This is a genomic window from Nostoc cf. edaphicum LEGE 07299 (assembly GCF_015207245.1).
GTDB lineage: Bacteria > Cyanobacteriota > Cyanobacteriia > Cyanobacteriales > Nostocaceae > Nostoc > Nostoc edaphicum_B.
The window spans coordinates 1-3,379 of the sequence record NZ_JADEXF010000708.1; the positions used below are offsets into that span (position 1 = coordinate 1).

Below are 3,379 nucleotides of genomic sequence, written 5' to 3' on the forward strand. Positions count from 1 at the left end.
CTCCTGGAGATAAGTACTGGCTTGTAAAAAGTTTCATGTCGGATAAAGGAGAACACGCAGCCGTGTTCCCCTAGCCAAGAGGAAAAGTATCCTTGAATCTGCCTTCTGATATTAGTACTTTCTTAAGTTGACAATGTTTTTATGCAAAACTGACTGACTCCTAGTGTATAAGAAAAATCAGGATTAGAACTGCTACCAGAGAAAGTTCCGCCATTTTCAGGCAAGAAAGCATATTTACTCAGAAATGTAGTACTGGAGTTTAGACTAAATTGTGAAAAAAAGCGGTCAGCTATGTAAAAATGACCGCTTTTTGGTCAATGCTGAGATTTAGAGAAAAATAACAGCTTGACCATGACATTTGATAAGCGTAAAACTTTTCCGCCCTAACGCTTTTAAATTAGATGATGAAAATATCACCTCCATCAATGGTTTATTAGATAGCGTTGCTATCTGCACCGCACTAGACCCAGTTTGATTACCATCAGCATCAAAGAACAGCGCACCAGTAGAAGTGTTGTAAATAAATCGCTGACTAGCACTAGTCGCCGCAACTGTACCACTACCGATAAGGATTTGGTCTGCAACAATAGAAGCACCCGCAGTCAACCCACCGCCAAAACCCGCAGCAGAAACATGAAGTGTATCATCAACCGTTAAGAAGTCTGTAATTCTATCAACACCCTGGTTGGGACTGTTGAGAACAAAGATATCAGCACCAGTACTTAGAGTGAGTACGTCATTGCCAAAATTGCCAATCAGCACATCATTACCCGACCCGCCAAGCATTGTATCATCGCCAGTACCGCCATCAAGTAAATCATTCCCGCTATTTCCGCTCAAACTGTCATTACCCTCATTACCGAATAGGTTGTTAGCACCACTATTGCCTGCAATCGTGTTGTTGAGGATATTACCAGTACCGTCAATAGCGGTTGTACCCGTTAAGGTCAAGTTCTCTAAATTATTTCCTAACGTCCAAGTTATAGAGGTATTTACGCTATCGATGCCAGCATTAGTGTCTTCAAAAATACTGTCCGAAGCACTGTCAACAAAGTAAGTATCATTATTTAATCCTCCGTTAAGCACATCGTCGCCAGTACCGCTGTTGAGGATATCATTGCCATCTCCACCATTGAGGGTATCGTTACCTGCCTCACCATACAGATTATCGTTGCCAGCATTGCCATCAAGATAGTCATCATTGATACCACCATAAAGATAGTCATTACCAGCACCACCATTGAGAGTGTCATTACCCGCTTCACCATACAGGTAATCGTTACCAGCACCCGTAGTAATAGTGTCCTGACCTGAGCCACTACGAACATTGCTGTCAACAGCCGCACCGAGATTAATTATGTCGTTACCACTACCTGTAGTTAAATTGATGCTTTCAATCTCACTAAATGTTGTGCCATTGGAGACTGTACCTGCATTCGAGTTGGTATAGTTCACCACGATATTGCCAGTAGCCGAAGACAGGTTCAAAGAGAGATCGTCATTGCCCAAACCACCCACGACATTATCGATACCTGTGCCTGGTTCAAAATAATCATTGCCAGCACCACCGCTCAGGCTGTCATTCCCCGCTCCTCCATTGAGACTGTCATTGCCAGCTCCAGCATCAAGATTGTCATTGCCTGCCTGCCCGTTCAGACTGTCATTGCCATCGCCACCAATGAGAGTATTGTTAACAGTATTGCCACTGATCCTGTTGTTCAAAGCGTTGCCCGTGCCATTAATCGCATCAGTACCTGTTAGCGTCAAATACTCTAGGTTGTCTCCTAAAGTCCAATCAACAGAAGACTGGACAGCATCAGTCCCCTCATTGGCATTTTCGATGATACTGTCACCCAAGCTGTCAACAATGTAGGTATCGTTTCCAGTTCCACCGCTCAGGCTGTCATTGCCAGCTCCTCCATTGAGACTGTCATTGCCAGCTCCAGCATTGAGATTGTCATTGCCTGCACCACCATCAAGGACGTTGCTGCCACTATTGCCTGTGACGCTGTTGTTGAGGCTGTTGCCCGTGCCATTAATCGCGCTAGTGCCAGTCAAGCTGAGATTTTCTACATTGACACCAAGAGTGTAGCTAACTGAAGCCGAAACGGTATCAATTTCTGTAACAGTGGTAGATGTTTCGCTGACGACATCAGCAGAGCTACCGACAATATAAGTGTCATTGCCAGTTCCGCCATCAAGATAATCGTTGCCAGTTCCGCCATCAAGATAATCGTTGCCAGCTTTGCCGTCAAGATAATCGTTACCTCCTAAACCGCTAAGAGTATCATTGCCACTACCACCAACCAAAGTATCGTTACCACTCGTACCAGTCAGGTTTAAGTTTGAGTCGAATGTAAGTAATGTAAGTATAGTTGTGGCAACAGGACTGAGGTTATTGAAACTTGCTCCATCATTGACGACAAATTCAATTTCGCGGGGAGTTAGGTTGGGATTGGCTGCTGTGTTGCTATAAGTAACTGTTCTCAAAACCTGTTGGTAGTTAGCAATTGTATCGGCACCACTGAGGGTTAGGGTACTAGTTGCCAGAGCGTAAGCCACCGTTATATTACCTGTAGCGGTAGCACCCAGAAACTCCGAAATGCCATTTTGGGGATTTTTAATGGTAACGGTAGCACCTTGCAGATTGGCAGATTCGGAATCTGCGATCTCTAAGAAACTGTTGGTAATGGCAACATTCTGTTGCGGTATGGTCAAGCTCGTACTAGAATCGATACCTTCAGTAGAAGTGTTGAGATCTAAAATGGGGAAGTTATTGACGGGAATATTGAATGTTTGTTGTTCTCCTTGAGCCAGAAATCCTTGGACTTCAATGGCAGCTGGACCAGTGCTTGTTTCTACTGCAACTGAGACTAAATATTCCTCTCCTGTACCTGTGAGTTGCAGCGTAACTGGACCTTCGACTTGACCTGCGATCCATCCTATGCCTTCTGTATCCCCTAACCAGAAACTGTTAGGAATTTCTGTAACTGGACCCGTTGCTTGAGTGTATCCCAGTCTGCGACCTTGACCATCAACGAGAAAACCTTCTACAGGATCGAATAAAATTTTACCAATCGCTTCAACTAGATCGAAAGAGATATTGGTGGCAAGACCAGTAGAGATCGAATCTTCGTCCAAATTGACATTGAGGGTTTTTAAGATGAGCTTTTGAACATCAGTATTGTGCATTAGAGGACTATGGTTTACTGACTCATCTGTGTTTCCTTGAATTTGTTCATTACCTTGGATAAAAGGTTTTAGCTGAATATTTGCTCTGGGATAATAATTAAATTGTTCCATAGCAGATTTCAGCGGCACGGTTCCATCTCCCTGCTCAGTAGGGGACTCAGCGACACGCCCCGTCTCATTTCTGTAC

Annotated in this window: 1 protein-coding gene; it reads right to left on the reverse strand. The window is 44.1% G+C overall.

Annotation, left to right across the window (positions count from 1 at the left end; translation table 11 throughout):
- Positions 1–327 precede the first annotated feature (327 nt).
- Positions 328–3,379, reverse strand: a 3,052-nt coding sequence (locus IQ229_RS19335) for a beta strand repeat-containing protein (protein ID WP_322744024.1), incomplete at its 5' end; no start/stop codon positions are given.